Annotated in this window: 17 protein-coding genes; 12 read left to right on the plus strand and 5 right to left on the minus strand. The window is 43.4% G+C overall.

What is annotated here, in order from left to right:
* Positions 1 to 15 precede the first annotated feature (15 nt).
* The 5 genes from AC23P2_RS19995 to AC23P2_RS20015 all read left to right on the plus strand — a co-directional run bounded on the left by AC23P2_RS19995 (position 16) and on the right by AC23P2_RS20015 (position 4662).
* Positions 16 to 1125: an NADH-quinone oxidoreductase subunit G gene (locus tag AC23P2_RS19995; RefSeq protein WP_487774840.1), complete on the plus strand. Its 1110-nt coding sequence runs from the start codon at positions 16 to 18 to the stop codon at positions 1123 to 1125.
* An 18-nt stretch (positions 1126 to 1143) separates the two neighbouring features.
* A complete protein-coding gene (nuoH, locus tag AC23P2_RS20000; protein ID WP_037302085.1) occupies positions 1144 to 2247 on the plus strand; it encodes an NADH-quinone oxidoreductase subunit NuoH in 1104 nt (367 codons plus the stop codon).
* A gap of 70 nt (positions 2248 to 2317) precedes the next feature.
* Positions 2318 to 2896: a NuoI/complex I 23 kDa subunit family protein gene (locus tag AC23P2_RS20005; RefSeq protein ID WP_487774841.1), complete on the plus strand. Its 579-nt coding sequence runs from the start codon at positions 2318 to 2320 to the stop codon at positions 2894 to 2896.
* Positions 2897 to 2908: 12 nt separating this feature from the next.
* Entirely contained in the window at positions 2909 to 3454 is a 546-nt protein-coding gene (locus AC23P2_RS20010) for an NADH-quinone oxidoreductase subunit J family protein (RefSeq protein WP_472492638.1), read from the plus strand.
* Positions 3455 to 3465: 11 nt separating this feature from the next.
* Positions 3466 to 4662, plus strand: a complete 1197-nt coding sequence (locus AC23P2_RS20015) for an anhydro-N-acetylmuramic acid kinase (RefSeq protein ID WP_487774842.1) — start codon at positions 3466 to 3468, stop codon at positions 4660 to 4662.
* Between the two features lie 238 nt (positions 4663 to 4900).
* Here the strand turns inward: AC23P2_RS20015 and AC23P2_RS20020 are convergent, their stop codons facing one another.
* A complete protein-coding gene (locus tag AC23P2_RS20020; protein WP_487774843.1) occupies positions 4901 to 6157 on the minus strand; it encodes an aspartyl protease family protein in 1257 nt (418 codons plus the stop codon).
* Positions 6158 to 6404: 247 nt separating this feature from the next.
* Here AC23P2_RS20020 and tpiA point away from each other — a divergent pair, with 247 nt between their 5' ends.
* The 7 genes from tpiA (at position 6405) to AC23P2_RS20055 (ending at position 13275) form a co-directional block, all read left to right on the plus strand.
* Positions 6405 to 7169 carry a triose-phosphate isomerase gene (gene tpiA, locus AC23P2_RS20025; protein ID WP_028526546.1) on the plus strand — a complete coding sequence of 255 codons (765 nt, stop codon included), beginning with the start codon at positions 6405 to 6407 and terminating at the stop codon, positions 7167 to 7169.
* Between the two features lie 81 nt (positions 7170 to 7250).
* On the plus strand, positions 7251 to 8342 hold the full coding sequence (locus AC23P2_RS20030; RefSeq protein ID WP_487774844.1) for a hypothetical protein: 1092 nt from the start codon (positions 7251 to 7253) through the stop codon (positions 8340 to 8342).
* A 142-nt stretch (positions 8343 to 8484) separates the two neighbouring features.
* Positions 8485 to 8766, plus strand: a complete 282-nt coding sequence (locus AC23P2_RS20035) for a 2TM domain-containing protein (RefSeq protein WP_487774845.1) — start codon at positions 8485 to 8487, stop codon at positions 8764 to 8766.
* A gap of 126 nt (positions 8767 to 8892) precedes the next feature.
* A complete protein-coding gene (locus AC23P2_RS20040; RefSeq protein ID WP_487774846.1) occupies positions 8893 to 9846 on the plus strand; it encodes a YihY/virulence factor BrkB family protein in 954 nt (317 codons plus the stop codon).
* A 372-nt stretch (positions 9847 to 10218) separates the two neighbouring features.
* On the plus strand, positions 10219 to 11223 hold the full coding sequence (locus AC23P2_RS20045) for a glycosyltransferase family 2 protein (protein ID WP_487774847.1): 1005 nt from the start codon (positions 10219 to 10221) through the stop codon (positions 11221 to 11223).
* 101 nt (positions 11224 to 11324) lie between these two features.
* Positions 11325 to 11942 (plus strand): L-threonylcarbamoyladenylate synthase, encoded by a 618-nt coding sequence (locus AC23P2_RS20050; protein ID WP_487774848.1) that lies wholly within the window; start codon positions 11325 to 11327, stop codon positions 11940 to 11942.
* 1 nt (position 11943) lies between these two features.
* Positions 11944 to 13275 carry a DUF58 domain-containing protein gene (locus AC23P2_RS20055; RefSeq protein ID WP_487774849.1) on the plus strand — a complete coding sequence of 444 codons (1332 nt, stop codon included), beginning with the start codon at positions 11944 to 11946 and terminating at the stop codon, positions 13273 to 13275.
* Positions 13276 to 13279: 4 nt separating this feature from the next.
* Here AC23P2_RS20055 and AC23P2_RS20060 read toward each other — a convergent pair whose 3' ends face one another.
* The 4 genes from AC23P2_RS20060 to AC23P2_RS20075 are packed head-to-tail and all read right to left on the minus strand — an operon-like array spanning position 13280 to position 17533.
* Positions 13280 to 15151 carry a gamma-glutamyltransferase family protein gene (locus AC23P2_RS20060; protein ID WP_487774850.1) on the minus strand — a complete coding sequence of 624 codons (1872 nt, stop codon included), beginning with the start codon at positions 15149 to 15151 and terminating at the stop codon, positions 13280 to 13282.
* A 36-nt stretch (positions 15152 to 15187) separates the two neighbouring features.
* A complete protein-coding gene (locus AC23P2_RS20065; protein ID WP_487774851.1) occupies positions 15188 to 15874 on the minus strand; it encodes a polysaccharide deacetylase family protein in 687 nt (228 codons plus the stop codon).
* A gap of 42 nt (positions 15875 to 15916) precedes the next feature.
* Positions 15917 to 17068, minus strand: a complete 1152-nt coding sequence (locus tag AC23P2_RS20070) for a glycosyltransferase (protein WP_487774852.1) — start codon at positions 17066 to 17068, stop codon at positions 15917 to 15919.
* A gap of 3 nt (positions 17069 to 17071) precedes the next feature.
* Positions 17072 to 17533, minus strand: coding sequence for an Lrp/AsnC family transcriptional regulator (locus AC23P2_RS20075; protein WP_028526538.1), 462 nt, complete (start codon positions 17531 to 17533; stop codon positions 17072 to 17074).
* Positions 17534 to 17641: the final 108 nt, after the last annotated feature.

Consider the following 17641-nt stretch of genomic DNA (forward strand, 5'->3'; position numbering starts at 1 on the left):
AACTACGAATAATACATGGAAACTACTGCACCGCAGTTATTCAAAATAACGTTTGACGGTATCGAAATCGAAGTGCCGCCTGGAACGACGATCATGCAAGCGGCCCGTAAAATCGCCGAAGCCGATCCTACAAAAATGCACCTTGCACCTCCAGCTATGTGCTACTATGAGCCATTGAAAGGTTCGGGTGGAAAATGCCGTGCTTGCTTGGTAAAAGTATCCGCAGGATCTGCCAAAGACCCGCGTCCTATGCCGAAGTTGGTTCCTTCGTGTATTACTACGGTGCAAGATGGTATGATTGTTGAAAACACCACCAACGAAGCCGTGGTAGAAACCCGCAAGGGAATCGTGGAGTTTTTGCTCCTCAACCACCCGCTCGATTGCCCAGTGTGCGATCAAGCAGGTGAATGCCACCTTCAAGACTTTGCCTTTGAGCATGGCCGTGTTCAGACACGCTACGAAGAAGACCGCCGTACGTTTGAAAAGCAGGACATTGGCCCGTATGTTCAATTGCACATGACGCGCTGTATTTTGTGCTACCGTTGTGTGTTTACGGCTGACCAAATCACCAACAAACGTGTACACGGGGTGCTGAATCGCGGCGACCATGCCGAAATTAGTACGTACATCGAAAAAGCCATTGATAATGATTTCTCAGGAAACGTTATTGATGTTTGCCCAGTAGGTGCATTGACCGATAAGACCTATCGTTTCAAAAACCGTGTTTGGTTCACAAAACCAGTAGATGCACATTGTGATTGTGAAAAATGCAGCGGTAAAGTAACCTTGTGGTACCGTGGAGATGAAGTAATCCGTGTTACTGCGCGCAAAAACGAATGGGGCGAAGTCAAAGAATTCATCTGTAATACCTGCCGTTTTGAACGTAAAAAAACCAGTGACTGGACCATCGAAGGGCCAATGAAAGTGGCGCGTTACTCGGTTATTATGGCCAATAAATACCGCGCTGACTTGAAAAAACCTGAGTTTGGTTTGAAAGTAGCGGCCTCGCAATACAAGCAAATTGACGATTCTCGCCCGTTTGTCACTGACAACAGCACCATTCGGGAACTGAGTAAAGAAAATAACGCGAAAGCCAATCAACGTTCATTGGCCGAGAACAACTAAAAAACAGTCACTTCGATTATGGCTTTTTCAATAGACGCAGCTTTTATCATCAAGGCAATTATAATATTACTCATTTTTGCCATTACCCTGTTGATAGCAACTTACTCCACTTATGCAGAACGCAAAGTGGCAGCCTTTATTCAAGACCGTATTGGTCCTAACCGTGCAGGTCCATTTGGGTTGTTACAACCCATTGCCGATGCCGTTAAAATGTTCTTTAAAGAAGATTTCATCCCATCACATGCCAGCAAATGGCTTTTTATTTTAGGCCCGTGTCTTTCCATGCTTACCGCCTTAATGACCAGCGCGGTTATTCCATTTGGTGACAGCGTTAAGTACGAAGCCGCCCCTGGTAAAGTTTGGGATGTGGCCGTACAAGCCATCGACGTTAACATTGGAATCCTATACGTGTTTGGCGTTGTTTCGCTCGGTGTTTATGGAATCATGGTGGGTGGTTGGGCTTCCAACAACAAATTCTCGCTTTTAGGCGCTATTCGTGCGGCTTCGCAAAACATCAGTTACGAAATCTCAATGGGTTTGGCCATTGTTGCGATTTTGATGATGACAGGTTCACTTTCAATCCGTCATATCGTAGAGCAACAGCACGGCGGCAACTGGAATATCTTCTATCAACCAATCGGCTTTGTCATCTTTATTACTTGTGCATTTGCCGAATGTAACCGTACTCCTTTTGACCTTCCTGAGTGTGAAACGGAGCTCATTGGTGGTTATCATACCGAGTATAGCTCTATGAAACTTGGTTTCTACCTCTTTGCAGAATACATCAACATGTTTGTTTCATCCGCAATGATTGCCAGTCTTTACTTTGGTGGGTACAATTACCCAGGCATGGATTGGGTACAAGCCAAATTGATTGCTGCAATGGGAGAGATTACTGGTCATAATCTTGCCACATTGGTAGGTACATTGGTTTTCTTTGGCAAATCATTGTTCTTTGTATTCTTCTACATGTGGGTACGTTGGACATTGCCTCGTTTCCGTTACGACCAATTAATGAACCTAGGCTGGAAAGGACTTATCCCATTGGCCATTGTCAACGTTATCTTAACTGGTGGCGCCATTTTGTACTTGAAACCCTTAGTAGTTTCACTTTTGAAATAGCTTACAAGTGTTACAGCTTACTAATTATCGCCCTGTAAACTGTAAACTAGGAACTGTAAACCTTTGAGTTATGCAACTTACGAATCGTTCAAAACAAGTTAGTAATAAAGAAATGACCTTTGCAGAGAGGATTTATCTTCCTGCCATTGTAACAGGTCTAGGAATTACGATTAAGCACTTTTTTCAGAAGAAAGTGACCATCAGTTATCCTGAAGTTAAAAAAAACCTAGGCCCTGTATTTCGCGGTCGCCACGTCCTCAAACGCGACGACCAAGGCCGCGAACGTTGTACAGCCTGCGGTTTGTGTGCCGTAGCCTGTCCTGCTGAGGCAATTTCAATGGTGGCTTCAGAACGCCAAAAAGGAGAAGAAAATCTTTATCGGGAAGAGAAATACGCTGCCGTGTATGAAATCAACATGCTACGTTGCATTTTCTGCGGTCTGTGTGAGGAAGCTTGTCCAAAACAAGCCATTTACCTTCGCCACGATGAGTTTGTGCCCGTATTTACCGAACGTGATCAAGTGATTTGGGGAAAAGACAAGTTGGCCGAAAATATGAATAACCGCTATTTACGCACTGCTTGGACCAGAGAAGAAGCGCACGAACAAGATTTGAAAGGTATCGTAGCACAACCAAGAACACAACTGTAAACTACCTTAAAGATGGACTTTTCAACTTTTATTAATAACCTTACACCCGCCGCTATCTTTTTCTACGTACTTTCGTTTTTAACGATTTTGTGTGGGCTAATGGTCGTTTTAGCAAGAAATCCGATTCACAGCGTACTTTTTTTGATTGGCACTTTCTTTTGTTTATCAGGACATTATGTGCTTCTAAACGCCCAATTCCTAGCTGCTGTTAATATCATCGTTTATGCAGGGGCTATCATGGTACTTTTCTTGTTTGTCATTATGTTCTTGAACTTAAAACAGGAAGACGAAGAATCGAAAACCAATTTAGTCAAAATCGCGGCTACCATTGTGGGTGGAACCCTCGGGGTTATCATGGTCGGTGTACTGCGTAAATCACAATTTGGCTCTTACAACCCTTACGAATTTGATTCACAAGTGGGAATGGTAGAAAGCCTCGGAAATGTACTTTACAACGATTATTTGCTTCCTTTTGAATTAGCGTCGGTATTGTTCCTCATTGCCATGGTTGGCGCTGTGATGTTGGGACGCCGCGAAGCTGGTGATAGACATTTTTAATCGATAGGCCAATGAATGCAAACCTCAGTCAATTAGTTGAGATTGCACAAAAGCCAACGCGACGAATCATAGGGCTTATGTCTGGGACATCCATGGATGGTTTAGACATAGCCCTATGTCGTTTTAGTGGACATGGTGCAAACACAACACTTACCCTCGAAAAATTTGACACCATTGCTTTTGGTGATGACATCAAAGATGAAATTCGTCGGGTTTTTGCAAAAAAAGAAATTGATTTCCAGCACCTTTGCCTGCTCAACCCTTGGGTCGGAAATTTGCACGGAAAACTCGTGCTGGATTGTTTGAAGAAATGGGAAATTGCCCCGCAAGACATTGATGTTGTCGCTAGTCACGGACAAACGGTTTTTCATGCCCCCAAAATTTTGCATCGGCTAGATAAATACCCCAATGCCACCCTTCAAATTGGCGATGGCGACCATATCGCCGTAACGACGGGCATTATCACCCTGAGTGATTTTCGGCAAAAACACTGCGCGGCGGGTGGCGAAGGAGCGCCCCTTGCAGTCTATGGCGACTATTTTATTTTTTCCAAAAAAGGCGAAAACCGTATTATGCTCAACATGGGTGGAATTGCCAATTTTACATATCTGCCTGGGTCGCTCAATGCCCAAGAGGTGTTTGTCACCGATACTGGGCCAGGCAACACCCTCATCGACGCTTTTATGCGTAAGTTTTTTAACCTGCCTTACGACAAAGATGGAAAAGTTGCCCTAAGTGGCCATGTCAATGAATCTTTGTTGGACGCGTTGAAAAAAGATACCTTTTTTAAAGGGCCATTCCCAAAAACAACGGGTCCCGAATTATTCAGTTTGGAGTATGTGCGCATTGCCCAGCAACGCAGCAATACCACCTCTTTATCTCCCGAGGATTTGGTCGCTACCCTTACCCAATTTTCGGCAGAGACAATTGCCGAGGCAATTTTGAAAGTGCGCCAAAAAGACCAAGAATATCGTTTGTATTTGAGCGGGGGAGGAATGCACAACCCTGCACTTATCAAAGCACTTCGCAAATTACTTCCCGACTTCCCGATAGATGCCACCGATTCCTTAGGTATATCAGGCGATGCCAAAGAAGCCGTTTTGTTTGCTATTTTAGCCAACGAAACGCTTTGTGGTAATAACCTTGATTTTGGCACAAGAGAAGGAGTGCCTAGTGTTTCTATGGGAAAAATTTCTTTCCCAAGTTAAAAAAGAAGAGGCTGTCTCGAAAGTCTAGTATCACCAAATTATCTTCGGCTGTGTTCAACCTCACGGCAGCGGCCGACCGTCCCCTAAATCCCCCTCACGGTACGCCGTCGCGGCCTTTCAGTAGAGGGGGACTTTTTGAGCCCTTCTCCAGAAAGGACAGGGCCGCCTGAGCGGAAGGGTTGGGATGAGGTTGAACCCAAAGAATATTTTGTGACCTGCTACTTTTGAGACAGCCTCTTTAAATCATTCTTTTCAACTGAAATTTGGCAAAATGAATAACACCTTTACGGCGAACTAGCAGGGCAATTTCTTTGCCCTCCCCTTTTTGAAGAAGTTTGTATATTTCGCTGATAATCAAATCATCTGCCGATTTGTTATTGATAAACAACAGTTCATCCCCTTCTTGCAAACCTGCATCCCAAGCAGGCGAATCCTCAACCACTTTATCAATAACATAATCCTTAAAATCTTGGCCTTTGGCACGAAGCTCGATACCGCTCATGTCATGCTCAAAAGTTTCTTTCAAACGACGTTTGACGGGTTTGAGCACAATATATCGGTCGGCATAGTTGAACGTCACTTTAAAGCGTCGTAAAAGTTCACAACCAATATTTCCTTGACGTTCGGTCCGACTCGCAAACTTCATCCCAAAAGATACACTATCAGGAAAAGAAGCCAATACATTATCTAGCTCATATTTTCCAAAACGCACTTTATCGATTCGGCCGAGGTTTCCATTTATGACCCCATTTAACCCCCTCCCAAGTTGAGCCCGAAGAACTTTTTCGGGAAGCCTAATTTGGTTATCAGCGTGTTTGTCAATTAACAACGCATGACCAGCACCTGTATCAATTACTACCCTGATCGGGAGTTCTTGTCCATTATCCACCAACGCAATCACGTCGGCATACGGCTTCGTATCCTCTACGACAATTGGATAACGATCCCCGTGACGGCTACGGTACTTATAACTTCCAGGCTTTGTTAGTAACAACTCTTTATTGACAAAATCAATCGTTACAACAAAGTTGTTAAATACTTCATACCCAAATATACCATCAATGGGAATGCCTACGTATTCTGACAACTGAAGTACGTCTTGTTCGAGGACAACAATATTTTGGTACGTTGCCTTCATTTTACCCAATTCTAGGGTATTACCAATGGCAACCGAAGCCGTCAATGACTCTCCCTCACCCGCTCCAGTTAATACAACTTTTCGAGTAAATTTTAGTTTTTCTTTTTTCAGCGAATTGGGGTTGGTAATAATCACCGAACTTACGCCCGTATCGAGAATAAAGTGAAGGGTATCTGAACCATTGATATGAACTGGAACAATGATTAGATTAGCATGTAATTCAAAAGGGATGCGGGTAAACTTCATATTACCCTGCAAGAAGAAGCCAAATTTGTCTTCTTTTTTTTGACCTCGCTGGGCCAAAATTAAAAATGGCAAACAACAGGCTATTGCGAAAGATAAAAACCACCGTCTCATTGTCGTGCCGAAAAAAGGTAGGCTGTTAGTAAAGTTATGCTATTTTCTTAGAAAAACAAAAAATATACTACAAAAAGTGCCGTTTTGAATCAATTTATTCTTCTTAACTTCGCATCGAGTTTAATTGTTTTAGAAGGTTTGAGGCGGATTCTTTGGCAATTTGGGCTAAGTCCAATGTAATATTGCCAAATACACCCAAAAATCGAAATAAAATTACTCCCAAAAACTTTTAAAAATCACCCATCCAATGAGAAAAAAGATTGTAGCTGGTAACTGGAAAATGAACAAATCGCTTGAAGAAGCGTTGAGCCTTACGTCGGAAGTAGTAAATATGGTACGTGACGAGGTTCGTGGCGACGTTGAAGTCGTTTTGTGTACACCTTACATTTACTTGCCAGTTTTGCAGAAATATGTACAAGAAGTAGATCGCATTTCCCTCGGAGCCCAAAACTGCCACCACAAGGCATCTGGCGCTTTCACAGGCGAAATTTCCGCATCAATGCTTGCGGCAATTGAGGTTCCATACGTAATTATCGGCCACAGCGAACGTCGTCAGTACTTTGGAGAAACGGATGCGTTAATAGCAGAAAAAGTAAAAATTGCGTTGGAAAACGGCTTGAAGCCCATCTTCTGCTGCGGCGAATTGTTGGAACAGCGTCAGAACGAGGATTTTATTGCCATCGTAAAAGATCAAATCACGGCAGCCTTGTTTGATTTGTCAGCTGAAGATTTTGGAAAAGTTGTCATTGCTTACGAGCCTGTATGGGCCATTGGTACGGGCTTGACAGCCTCTTCTGCTCAAGCGCAGGAAATGCACGCCGCACTACGCGCGCACGTTGCTGAGAAATTTGGTGCTCAAGTAGCAGACGATACAACCATTTTGTACGGTGGAAGCTGCAACGAAAAAAATGCGGATGAACTTTTTGCTTGCCCCGACGTTGACGGTGGTTTGATTGGCGGTGCTTCCCTCAAATCGAGAGAGTTTACCAATATCATCAAATCACGCATGTAATTCGTTTCAATAATATTCAAAACACAACGGAGAAACCGAGATACACCCAGTAACTCCGTTTCTCCGTCTTTTTTTACGAGTATGAAAAAGTTAATGCTTTACGCTTTGGTACTGTTGGCTTTTATGAGCTGCCAACGCCCCGCAAGTCGGGCTATTGCTGGGGCTAGTATTGTCAAAGAAGGTTTTATTGATTGCTTTCAAGCGGGACTGCAAGCCTCAGGCCGTGAGGTTTGGTGCGAAGCTTCTGCCGTTTTGTTCGATGGCCAAAACCTCACCCTTGCCAACGACAAGGACATGCCAAACAACGACGCTGCGGTGTTTTATTGGGCCTATTCGGCATCTGATATGTTTGCCAATAAACCAACTTATTTGACCCAAAACCTACTCAAAACTAGCCAGAAATACGAAGATTTTGCTCTTGCTCCAAATCGTTCTCTGGCCTTTTTAAGCACAGGTTTTGATCGTGTCAAAGAAGGAAGTACCGAATGGGATGGCTATAATGCCCTTCTCTATTGGAAAGTTGGTTCCGACCCAAAAAACATTCAGCCCAAAGCTGCGCACCTGGTCGCGGGCGAAAAGTTCTCCATGGGCCTTCGTACGGCTTTGTCGAAAGCCCTCCGCTCTGCCGATTTTCCTGACGGGATGCCTTATTTTAAAGTGGAAGGATTTGCTGCAACGCACGATAAATTATATTTTGGAATCCGTGAAGAGGGAAAAAAATACGATGATTTTAAGTACAAAGCCAAAGTCCTTACTGTCTCCTATCGCTTCGCCAATGACTCTTTGATGATTTCCAATAATTTTGAAACATTGGCCGACATCGATATTGCAAGTTTAGAACCCAATTTGCCAAAGCCCTTGGCACTTTCGTGCATCGAATACGATGCCAAACGTCAGCTTTTTTGGGTACTTACTTCGATGGAAAGTGAAACACAGGGAAATAGCGCCTATCTATGGTGGGCAACCGAAGCAGACCTAAAAGCTAACAAACTTACTTTGGTCAAAGACCGTTTGACGGGGCAGCCGTTAAAATTTACCCACAAAGCAGAAGACCTTACGCCTGTTGGAGCAAACACTTTGTTTGTCATTCACGACGACGACCGCAACCGTAGTAAAATTGGCGACCAAACCCGCCAACCACACCAAGCTGCTTATTCTATTGTGGCATTTTGATTGGTTTACCCCTCAAAAATTAAAGTTCATCCCCCCAAATCGAGGCTTAATCTGAAAGCGGTAGGGTTCGCCCCTACCGCTTTTTATTTTTGTATCATCAAAATCAACTTATAGTCATCACCTCTAAACCTAAATAACAACCATGGAAACGCAAAAAGACCCAATCCTTTGGAAAATGGCGCACAAACGCGCAGGATTTAAAAGCCACCTTTTTACCTATTTTGTCGTCATTGCTGCTTTATGGGCACTTTGGGGAATAGGAATTGTACTACAAAGCGGCTCCAAATACCCTTGGCCAATTTGGCCAACATTTGGTTGGGGAATTGGTCTGCTTTCCCACTTTGCAGGAGTTTATATGTTCAAAGAGAATCAATTGGTTGAGCGCGAGTATCAAAAACTTCTTAAAAACCAATCACGTCTCTAGCCCTTACTCCCCACGGCTTACCAAACTTTCTCGATTAAAAACTTGGTAAGCCGTGGGCACAAACAGTGGGGAAATGAGCGAAGTTTAGTAATTTCGGATTTTTAAACCGATTCGAGTCACTGCTCCATGCTCCAACACTGGTCAAAATCCAATCATCGGCAACTTCGAAAGTTACACCATTTTCTTCATCGTAAACGGTTCTTTTCTCTTTCAGTATCACTTGCTGACATCGTTACGATTCTGGTTGAAAAAATCCTTTTGTACAACATCGACCAACGTGCTACGGCGGTTGCTTACAATTTTACGTTGGCAGTTTTTCCTGCCACGCTTTTTTTGTTTACCCTTATTCCATACATTCCCATTGAAAACATGGAAGTGCAAATTATGGACTTTATGCACGATGCCATGCCCGAACCCCTCTACGAATTTGCTGCCACAACGATTTATGACATTATCAGCCGAAAACAAGGAGGCATTTTGTCTTTTGGTTTTATTTTAGCGCTTATCACTGCTACCAATGGCATGGGCGCCCTCATGACTGCCTTTAATACCGCCGACCAAGCCTCTGACAATAGGGGATATTTTAAAACCAAAGGCATTGCCATCATGCTTACGATTATGTTGTCTTTTGTGCTTTTTTTGGCAGTTTTAATCATTATTGTCGGTGGCTTTTTGGTCGATTGGCTTCACGACACAATCTTTCTGCGCGATAGCTTTACCGTATTTCTGTTAGATATCCTTCGTTATAGTGTGATGTTTGCAACTTTTACGTTGGCAGTAGCCATTATTTATCGTTTTGCTCCAAAAATCAACCACGGCTGGCGATTTTTTAACCTTGGTGCAATCGTCTCCTCGTTCTTACTCATTGCTTCCACTTACGGGTTTTCGTTTTATTTATCACATTTTGGTAGTTACAATAAGCTCTATGGCTCCATCGGAACCATCATTGCGCTGATGATTTGGTTTTACCTCGTTGCTTTGTTATTGATTTTTGGTTTTGAATTAAATTTGAGCATTTGGCGCGCCAAATACGAAACATCTGCGCCCCCGTCGAAGCCTACGAAGGGTACAAAAAAATAAATGCCGTACGCAGCGCGTGTCGGCATTTATGCACTACCCTAACCCATAAATATTGAAAGATGTTTTTCTACATCTTGATAATTACATAGAGAAAATCATGCCAAAGTTTTTCTTTATGTTGAATAAAATTTCTCCACTTTTAGCACCAAAACGCCCAATTCCCTGTTTTTCAGAACATTTGCCCTATTTAATATTTTTTCCAAAAAAATATTAGACATTTTTTTAGGCATTTTTTATGTCGAATAAATATACATGTCGTTACCGTTTACTAAAAAGTAAGTATATCCTGAATAGAATTTGTAAATATTAGATTACTTTTACTAATCAAATAAATGCCCTTTTACGCAGAAGAAATAGCCTCAACGCCTCCTTATGAATCCAGAAGTGTCTGTCATCTGTACTTGCTACAACCATGCGCCGTTTATTTACGAGTGCCTGCAATCGGTAGCCAATCAAACGTATGACAATATTCAATTGATTGTAATTGATAATGCCAGTACGGATAATTCAAGACGGGTAATTTTACAATTTATTGATCAGTACCCCGACACCATTTTTATCCGAAATGCCAACAATATTGGGTTGTGCAAAGCCTTTAATCAAGGACTGGGTGAAGCCAAAGGAAAGTACATCATTGACCTAGCAGCCGATGATGTCATGCCGCCTCAACGCATAGCACAGCAGGTCAAAGCGTTTGAAGAACTTCCCAAAGACTATGCTGTTGTATTTTCAAATGCCTCATACATAGATACTTCAGGAAAGCTTATTGGATACCATTATGCCTTAGGTAACGACGGAAAAGCCCAAGGAGTAGTTCCAACAGGAAATGTTTACAAAGAGATACTACGACGCTATTTCATTTGTACTCCTTCTATTATGATGCGAAAATCCGTCTTGATGAAACTCGGTGGGTACGACGAAACGCTGAGTTACGAAGATTTTGATTTTTTTGTTCGCTCAGCCCACGATTATAAATACCATTACATTGATGAAGTCTTAATGAGCAAGCGCGTTCTCGATGGGTCGATGGCCTCGCACTTTTATTTGGTTGGAAACGACATGTTAAAATCAAGTTGGGCAGTCTGCAACAAAGCCTATGACCTCAGCCGTTCTCAAGAAGAATATGACTTATTAGCCGAAAGGATACGCCAATTCATCAAAAAGTGCTTCGTAGCAGAAGACGCCCAGCAAGCCACCGAATTTCGTAAGCTTCTCAATTACATCGAAGACCCAGGCTGGGAAACCGAATTGCTCGTTTTTTTATGCCGCCTTCGCCTTCCAGTCAATTGGATTTATCAATTTTATGCCAAATGGCAAAGTAACCGAAAACGATTATTGATGCAGCAAGGCGTTCCGTTTGTACAGCTCGACTCTTAAAGTTCTTTGAATGACTTTCGTTATTTGTGTTCTCCAAATAAAATGATACGTTTGTAAAACAAAGCTTTTTCATTTATTTCGGAAACCAACTGAGTTGTCGAATGCCCGCAGAGTTCCTTAAAATACACCCCCAGAATCCCGAACCACGCAAAATTCAGCAAGTAATTCGCTGTCTTCAAGATGGTGGTTTGGTGATTTATCCTACCGATACCGTCTATGCCTTAGGTTGCGATATTCATAATGCCCGCGCCGTCGAGCGAATTGCACGTATCAAAGGCATCAAGCCCCAAAAAAATGATTTTTCCTTCATTTGCCATGACCTTAGCCACATTGCTGATTATGCCAAAGTGAGCAATTCGGCTTTTAAAGTCATGAAACGCATTCTACCAGGGCCATTTACGTTTATTTTAAATGCCGATAGTCGCGTTCCAAAAGTATTGGCCAACCGTAAAACGGTGGGTATTCGGATACCAAACCACCCCATTCCGCTTCAAATTGTCCACGAATTGGGCAACCCTATCATCACTACGTCTATCAAAGATGACGATGATTTTATGGAGTACCCCACCGACCCCGAAATCATGTTTGAACGTTTTCAACACCAAGTCGATATTGTAATTGACGGCGGATTTGGTGGACTTATCGCTTCAACTATTATTGACGCCACCACCGACGATTTTGAGGTCATTCGCGAAGGAGCGGGAGAATTTATTTATTAGCATGAAATCCATCAAAAACCTGTATTTTTCTCCGCTTTTCTGGACACTGCTAATTGTTTTGGTAGCGGCTTTTTTGGTCTCTTACCTTTTCATCGGGCTATTTGGCTTGGTAAAATTGGCGGCAGCGGTGGCTTTGGTTGTAACTCTTGCGGATGCTGTTCTACTATTTCGTGTCAATAAAGGTATTTTTGCCCGTCGTGATGTTGCTGATCGGCTTTCAAATGGCGACCCAAATCCCATCATTCTCTACCTTGAAAACCGTTATTCGTTCCGTACACATCTTGACATTATCGACGAAATTCCTTTCCAATTTCAACGACGTGATGTTTTGTTTCAAACGAGCTTAGCTTCCAACGAAAACCAACAGCTTCGATATGAACTCCGCCCTACCAAACGCGGCGAATATAGTTTCGGGGCCGTCAATGTTTTTGTTAAAAGCCCACTTGGTTTGTTAAAACGGCGTTACCAATTTTCACAAGACAAAATGGTGGCCGTTTATCCTTCCTATTTACAAATGCGGCAATACGAACTTTTGGCCATTTCAAATCGGCTCACTGACATTGGCATCAAACGTCAGCGGCGGCTGGGACATAGTATGGAGTTTGAACAAATTCGCCCCTACGTACAGGGCGATGATATACGTACGGTCAACTGGAAAGCCACCGCCCGTCGCAACGAGCTGATGGTGAACGCCTTTCAGGACGAGCGCTCGCAAGCAGTGTATTGCTTGATTGACAAAGGAAGGGTGATGAAATCGCCGTTTGAGGGTCTAACACTGTTAGATTACGCCATCAACGCGTCGCTTGTATTGAGCAACATTGCCTTATTGAAGCAAGACAAAGCGGGAATTTTTACCTTTTCAGAGGTGATTGGACAAGTTTTACCCGCCGACCGTCGGACGGGGCAGATGCAAAAGATTTTGGAAATACTGTACAAACAAAAAACGCGGTATTTGGAAAGCGATTACGAAACGCTTTATAGCCATGTCAAAACCCAAATTCGCCAACGCAGTTTGCTTTTATTATTCACCAATTTTGAAACTGTCAATGCCCTACATCGGCAGCTACCTTATCTACGACAATTAGCAAAGAGCCATCTACTTATTGTGATATTCTTTGAAAATACCGAAACAGCCCAATTGCTAAAAACGCCCGCCGAAACGACCGAAACAATTTATTTGAAGACCATTGCCGAGCGGTTTTATTACGAAAAACGCCGTATCGTCAAGGAACTTGAGCAATACGGCATTCAGTCGATTTTGACGGCTCCGCAGGACTTAAATGCGAATACAGTCAACAAATATTTAGAGTTAAAATCACGTGGGATGGTCTGATTTATTACCAGCCAATTCCATAATCTTCACCGTGGTTGCTTGAGCCTCCCCAAAAGCTACCGTGTTCCCAATCAAAGTAAATAGCGTTGATGGGGCCACTGGTTCGTTCTTGGTAGTTGATTTTATACCCCATTCGTCCGAGGTCTTTTCGTGTCCAAGAAGGCATGGCTTCGTTGAGGGTTAAACCGCCATTGATGCGTTCGTGGTTGCCAAAAGTCGAATACATCTGAAACGTTTTAAAACTTGGCGCTTCGCACGACTCCTGAACTGTCATGCCAAACTCCACCATGTTGAGGAAAAACTGGAGTAATAACTGATCTTGTTCATCTCCTGCTTGTTTGGCAAACGACAAGAATGGCTTGCCATTTTTTAGGGCAAGGCTAGGTGTGAGCGTCACCCGTGGACGTTTCCCTGGCTCTACCACGTTGAAAGGATTTTCTTTCGGGTCAAGCACAAACGACTGCATCCGTTGGCTCATTCCGATGCCCGTATTTCCTGCAATACACGCAGGTACCCATCCTCCACTTGGCGTCATCGAAACCACCCAACCTTCGGCATCTGCGGCCTCTACCGAGGTCGTTCCTGCCGTGAAACTTTCCTGGAATTTTTCATCCAGTGTTGCATTATTTTTAGGAGCCGTTAGGCTTGCACTTCCCCAATTTTTGAGCAAATCTAAATAGGGATTCGCTTTGCCCTCAAACGGATAAGGATCGCCAGGGCCAATTTTGGGGTCGTTCATGTTGGGGTTAATCAACTTACTGCGCTCCTTGGCATATTCTTTAGAAAGTAATCCTTTCATGGGTTCTTCGGGGCCAAAAGCAGGGTCTCCGTAGTAAAAATCTCGGTCAGCAAAGGCCAAATTCATGGCTTGGTACAACGTATGTACGTAGCGAGTAGAATTGTAACCCATGCTTTTGAGGTCGAAGTTTTCCAAAATATTCAGCGTCTGGAGCATCGCAGGGCCTTGCGTCCACTGTTGGAGTTTATATACTTCAATTCCTTTGTAGGTAGTCATCATCGGCTCTTCGATTTTGACTTTCCAATTGGCCAAATCTTGTTCCGTAATCAAGCCGCCTTGTTCTTGGCAACCTCTCGCAATTTCTTTGGCGATTTCACCACGATAAAACAAATCATTGGCGGCGTAAATTGCCTCTTTTCGAGATTTTCCCTTTGCCAATGCTTGCTGTTCGGCATTTACCAATTTTTTGAGCGTTTCGAGCAGATCTTTTTGTACAAAAATCTCCCCCGCATCGGGCGCTTCGCGTTTGGCACCTAAGTGCGGTAAAAATACCTTTTTGGAATACGGCCACTGTTTGATAAGGTCTTTTTTCCCTTCGATTGAATTGGCCGTTTGGGCTTCAATGGGATAACCTTCGGCCAATTGCATGGCAGGTGCAAGCACTTCTTTGAGCGACATGGTTCCGTATTCGGCCAAAATGGTCATCAACCCACCTGGCGTTCCAGGCGTCACTGCGGCCAAAGGCCCGTACTCAGGTGGGTACTTCATGCCTTTGTTTTTGAAGAAATCGGCAGTGGCTCCCGTCGGTGCTACACCCAAGGCATTAATGGCAATGACTTTTTTTGTTTTGGGATTGTAAATAAGGGCTTGCGTTTCACCGCCCCAACTGAGTACATCCCACATGGTACAGGTAGCTGCCAACATCGCACAAGCTGCGTCCACGGCATTTCCTCCTTTGGTAAAAATCATCGCTCCTGCGGTGGCAGCCAAAGGTTTGCCCGTAATGGCCATCCAGTGCTTTCCGTGTAAGGGTGGTTTTTGGGTAACAACAGGCAGGTTATTGAACGACTGGGCGTGGGTTTGTGCCCAAATCGCGACCAATAAAAGAGTAAAAGGTAAAAGTTTTGTCCACTTCATCGGTTTTTGGTTAGGTTTGGTGATGATTCACTAAAATTAATGTACCAAATATGGCGAGCTTGTGGCATCACCAAGGTTCATAGAAGGCGGAATGTGCTGCGGCAGAGCTTCAAAACGATACCCAAGACTGGAAAAATGATCCAACATTCTAGGAAGGACATAACTCATATTACGCCATGCTTTTAGGCTATCGTGCAACACCACAATCGAGCCTGCTTTGGTATATTTCAACGTTTTTTCAAGGCAACGCTCAGGGCTAAGGTATTTTTCAAAATCGCCCGTCAGTACATCCCACATCACTACATGGTAATTGTTAAGGAGAGGCCGCGCTTGGCTCAACTTTATCCGCCCGTAAGGTGGACGAAAAAGGGACGTATCTACGGGTAAGATTTCACTACACTGCTTTACGTTTTCGAGGTAAGTCTCATCCTCTGTATTCCAACCTTTCAAATGGTTAAAGGTATGATTTCCAACGCTATGTCCTTTGGCTAGCAAGCTTGCAAACAAATCAGGATATTTACGAACGTTATCTCCAATGCAGAAAAACGTGGCTTTTGCCAAATAGATGTCCAATTGCTCCAAAACCCACTCAGTGACGTCAGGAATAGGGCCATCGTCGAACGTCAAATAAATCACGGGTTCTTCCGTTGGAATTTCCCAAACGAAAGGCGAATAAAAAGACTTCAAGATTCGGGGCGACTTATGGACAAACAATGGAATCATAGCTGTTGATGATGTTAGTAAGACCCGTTAATAATTGTAAAACTAGCGCAAATTTCGCCCTTTCCAAACATAGCCTTTTCGTTGAGCAGCCAGTCCAAAAAACAGAACGTATATTGGATAAAAAAGTTGCACTATGGGAATGTACAAATCCCAGGATTTTCTCCCCAAAAATCTGATAATCAAACGTAAAAACAAAAATTCAGGCACAAATTTTAACATTAGAATTGTACAAAACTCAAAAGACACTACATTTTCGCAGAATGGTACTATTAACAAAATTAGCGTTAGCAAATTGACTAAAAATACCCAAATCGCAACCAGCATGGTGGCAAAGCGTTTATTAACTGCCCATTTGCTGGCCCACCGAATACGTTGATGGTAAAAACCTTGCCAAGAATCTTGCGCGTGGGTTGAGACGACAGCAGCCTCATTTTTTAGGAAATAAAGCTTATCCACGCCAAAATGTTTTGAAATTTTTTGAAGTAAAAACTCATCATCGCCCGATGCAATTTGCTCCACTCCTGCAAAACCTCCCACTGCTTCAAAGGCGGCACGTTCATACGCCAAATTTGCCCCGTTGCACATGGTTGGATGACCCGCTTCGAGCAAACAAGCCCCCGCACCAATGAGGCTGGCAAATTCGATGGTCTGAGCCACCTCCCCCATCCTTTCTACGACACTTGTAGGCACTGTTTTTAAGAAAGTTACGGGACCACTGATTAATTTCGCTCCCGTTTCCAAGTACGTTTGTGCGAACATTTCCAACCACCTTTCTCCTACCCTACAGTCGCCGTCGGTTGTGATAATTAATTGACCACTAGCTCGCTTGAGTGCTTCCGTAATGGCCCTTTTTTTAGGTGAACTTACGGGAGCATTGACCAATGACACAAGCTGCAAATTCAACATTTTCTTTTGAACAAATTCATTCACAATCTCCGCAGTTTTGTCCGTTGAAGCATCATCCATCACCCACACTTCAAAGTGCTGACTTGCTAAAGTTTGTCGCTCAAGGTCATTCAATAATACGCCAATGTGGGCGGCTTCGTTGCGCACTGGAATAATGACCGAAATTTTAAAACTAGGAGGCACGCCCAAGTGATGCAAAGGCCGCTTGGGAATACGTAGCCATTGCCAACACAACCATAGACAAGCCACGGCATAGGCTCCCAGCACCCCGCCAAAGACGTACAACATAGCTTATACTTTCAGGGCGGTTTCGTGCTTGATTTCGCTCATCACAAAAATACTGTGGGTGTTTCCTATACTATCGAGCGAACCCAGTTTTTCCATCAAAAAGCGCTGATATTCAGGCATATCATTCACAACCACTTTCAACATAAAATCGTATTCTCCCGAAATGTTATAACATTCCATCACTTCTTCAAAAGTCATCACGGCCGACACAAACTTTTCGCCGTTGGCGCGGCTGTGTTCTTTGAGTGACACGTTGCAGAACGCAATCAGGTTACGACCTATTTTCTCGCGATTGACGAGTGCCACGTACTTTTTGATAATTCCTTCTTTTTCCAACTTTCTTACGCGCTCATAGACAGGCGTATAGGAGAGATTGAGTTGCGCGGCCAATTCTTTGGTCGTTAAGAGCGCATTTTGTTGAAGGTAGCGCAAAAGGCCACGGTCGGTTGTGTCTAATTTTAACATAGTTGTATTTTGTACCGAAAAAGGAGCTAGACATTTTATCTATTTCGCGTATGATGCCTTTATCACTTCAGGGCATTCTATAGTATTTATTGCTTCAAAAGTATAAAA

It is taken from the genome of Runella sp. R0.1_18 (assembly GCF_057652155.1).

Excerpts from the sequence above, each read along its gene's own strand:
- AC23P2_RS19995 (WP_487774840.1), top strand. The coding sequence starts at position 16 with ATGGAAACTACTGCACCGCAGTTATTCAAAATAACGTTTGACGGTATC.
- nuoH (WP_037302085.1), top strand. The coding sequence starts at position 1,144 with ATGGCTTTTTCAATAGACGCAGCTTTTATCATCAAGGCAATTATAATA.
- AC23P2_RS20005 (WP_487774841.1), top strand. The coding sequence starts at position 2,318 with ATGCAACTTACGAATCGTTCAAAACAAGTTAGTAATAAAGAAATGACC.
- AC23P2_RS20010 (WP_472492638.1), top strand. The coding sequence starts at position 2,909 with ATGGACTTTTCAACTTTTATTAATAACCTTACACCCGCCGCTATCTTT.
- AC23P2_RS20015 (WP_487774842.1), top strand. The coding sequence starts at position 3,466 with ATGAATGCAAACCTCAGTCAATTAGTTGAGATTGCACAAAAGCCAACG.
- AC23P2_RS20020 (WP_487774843.1), bottom strand. The coding sequence starts at position 6,157 with ATGAGACGGTGGTTTTTATCTTTCGCAATAGCCTGTTGTTTGCCATTT.
- tpiA (WP_028526546.1), top strand. The coding sequence starts at position 6,405 with ATGAGAAAAAAGATTGTAGCTGGTAACTGGAAAATGAACAAATCGCTT.
- AC23P2_RS20030 (WP_487774844.1), top strand. The coding sequence starts at position 7,251 with ATGAAAAAGTTAATGCTTTACGCTTTGGTACTGTTGGCTTTTATGAGC.
- AC23P2_RS20035 (WP_487774845.1), top strand. The coding sequence starts at position 8,485 with ATGGAAACGCAAAAAGACCCAATCCTTTGGAAAATGGCGCACAAACGC.
- AC23P2_RS20040 (WP_487774846.1), top strand. The coding sequence starts at position 8,893 with ATGCTCCAACACTGGTCAAAATCCAATCATCGGCAACTTCGAAAGTTA.
- AC23P2_RS20045 (WP_487774847.1), top strand. The coding sequence starts at position 10,219 with ATGAATCCAGAAGTGTCTGTCATCTGTACTTGCTACAACCATGCGCCG.
- AC23P2_RS20050 (WP_487774848.1), top strand. The coding sequence starts at position 11,325 with ATGCCCGCAGAGTTCCTTAAAATACACCCCCAGAATCCCGAACCACGC.
- AC23P2_RS20055 (WP_487774849.1), top strand. The coding sequence starts at position 11,944 with ATGAAATCCATCAAAAACCTGTATTTTTCTCCGCTTTTCTGGACACTG.
- AC23P2_RS20060 (WP_487774850.1), bottom strand. The coding sequence starts at position 15,151 with ATGAAGTGGACAAAACTTTTACCTTTTACTCTTTTATTGGTCGCGATT.
- AC23P2_RS20065 (WP_487774851.1), bottom strand. The coding sequence starts at position 15,874 with ATGATTCCATTGTTTGTCCATAAGTCGCCCCGAATCTTGAAGTCTTTT.
- AC23P2_RS20070 (WP_487774852.1), bottom strand. The coding sequence starts at position 17,068 with ATGTTGTACGTCTTTGGCGGGGTGCTGGGAGCCTATGCCGTGGCTTGT.
- AC23P2_RS20075 (WP_028526538.1), bottom strand. The coding sequence starts at position 17,533 with ATGTTAAAATTAGACACAACCGACCGTGGCCTTTTGCGCTACCTTCAA.